This window comes from Kitasatospora sp. NPDC002965 (assembly GCF_040611255.1).
In the GTDB taxonomy this organism is placed as follows: domain Bacteria; phylum Actinomycetota; class Actinomycetes; order Streptomycetales; family Streptomycetaceae; genus Kitasatospora.
Window position 1 is genome coordinate 1 of the sequence record NZ_JBEXNT010000297.1, and the last position, 1981, is coordinate 1981.

Here is a 1981-nt window from a genome sequence, read left to right on the forward strand (position 1 = left end):
CACTCTCCACGAGGTCGTATGCGGGCGACAGGCCGAAGTCGGCACGCTGGCGGGCCACCAGGTCCAGCAGCATGTGCAGCTCGGCGGCGCGGCGGGCCTCCGCGCGGGTCCGCTCCACCCGCTTCAGCGCCTCGGCGAAATCGATCACGTCGATCAGCCGGCGGTGCCCCGGCCAGTGGGCGACGTCGCCGATGCCCGTGGCCCGCTCGTAGTCCCCGACCGCCGCGGCGTAGTCGTCCGGATGAAGCCAGCCGGTGGCGACGTCGCGCAGCAACACGGTCAGGTCCCACTCCCGGCGCCCGGCCTGCGGCCAGGACGCCACCGCCAACCGCACCGCCCCCGGCCGGTCGCGACGCAGGTTCGGAACCTGGCTGACTCCCAGGACGGTGGTCGGCGGCGTCGGCCAGCTCAGCTCGGCGTAGCGGGCGGACAGCTCGGACAGGTGCTCCACCAGCAGCGCCCGGTCCTCGTCGACCAGGCGGGTGCGGCCCAGCCGGCTCTTCAGGTGCCTGATCGGCTGATGGTCGAACAGCCCGTCGGGCGCGAGGGTGTGGACGGCGGCCAGTAGGGCCCCGGCCGCCGCGGGCGGCGCCGCCCACCGGCCGGTGTCGTGCCAGAAGGTGACGCAGGAATCGGCCACCGGGACCGGCTGCGGGTACGCGGGTTCGACGACCGGGATCCCGCGGCCCGCGAGCCACTGCGCGCCACTCACCGGTCCCATCGCCGTGTCGCTGATCCGGCCCAGGTGCACCTGGGCGATCACCGCGTCGTCCAGCCGCCACACCGCACTCGCCCCCGACGCCCGCACCGCCGAGGCCGCGCCCCACCCGACCTTGCGGCACGCCGCGGCGAGCACCTGCGCGGCGGCGACCTCCGTCACCCGGGGCCGCAACCGACCCGGCGACGGCTCCGCCACACGGTCGTCCAGATCCGACAGGAACGCCGTCACCTCGACCTCCCTCGGGCGCAGCTGCGCCGTGATCGATCCGGTGGTGAGGTACTGCTGGGCGCTGCCCTTGAGCAGGACCACGGCGGGCCGTTGCGCGAGGGGGCCGGTGGTGAGGGTGTCGCGTAGCCAGGTCAGGGCGTCGTCGGTGGTCGCGAAGTTGCGTGGGTGCGGGCTCGTGTCCGCCGCGGCGGCGCCGATTCCCGCGGCCTCGACGGCGTAGGTGGTGACCGTCTCGCGGACCCGGGCGGTCGCGGGATCGGCCCAGGGTGTGGGCGGCTCGCCGAGCAGCGCCACCGCGCGGGCCCTCTCCTGGGTCGCCCGGCGGTGCAGGACCCGCAACGCGGCCGTCGTCGCCTGCGGGCCGGTGCCGCAGCCGTCCGCGTACAGCAGTCGGGCGCCGTGGTCCGCGGTCTCGGTGTGCAGGCAGCCGCTGGGAAGGCGCAGGCGCTTGAGGCGGTCGACGACGCTCTGCAGGCGTTGGCCGGCGGCGAGGGCGGTGGCGGCGGCCGCCAGGGCGGGCAGCAGGTGGTCCGGGCCGTGGAGGGGAAGGTCCACCACCCGCGAGCGGGGCCCGTAGGCGAGAGTGAACCGGGTGCGGCCGTCGGGCAGGACCAGCACGTCCTCCGCGCGGACCTGGGCGGGGACCTCCTCGCCGACCGTGTAGGTGATCAGTCGGCCGGTGGTCGGCAGGTCGCTCGCGCCGGCGGGCACGACCAGGGTCGCCTCCCGGCTCAGGAGGACCGCGCCCTCGCGGAACGGGCCGCCGGGCAACACCGTGAGAATCTGCGGGCGCAGGATCTCCATCGCACTGTCGTAGGCGTCGGCGCCGGCCGCGCCGAGGTCGGCCACCACGTGACGGGCAGCGTCCGGAGCGGCGAGCAGCGCGACCGTCACCGCGGCCGGACCGCCGGGGTGTTCGTCCTCGACCACCGTCAGGTCGTCCGGCAGAAGCTGTCCGAGGATCTGCGCCGCGATCAGGCTGTCCGCGCCGCCCGTGACCGCGATCCTCCAGTCGGTCGTGCGCGCGACGTG

Annotated in this window: 1 protein-coding gene; it reads right to left on the bottom strand. The window is 75.6% G+C overall.

Annotation, left to right across the window (positions count from 1 at the left end):
- A partial coding sequence (locus ABZY91_RS41945) for a hypothetical protein (RefSeq protein WP_355409499.1) occupies window positions 1–1981 on the bottom strand: 1981 nt, incomplete at both ends.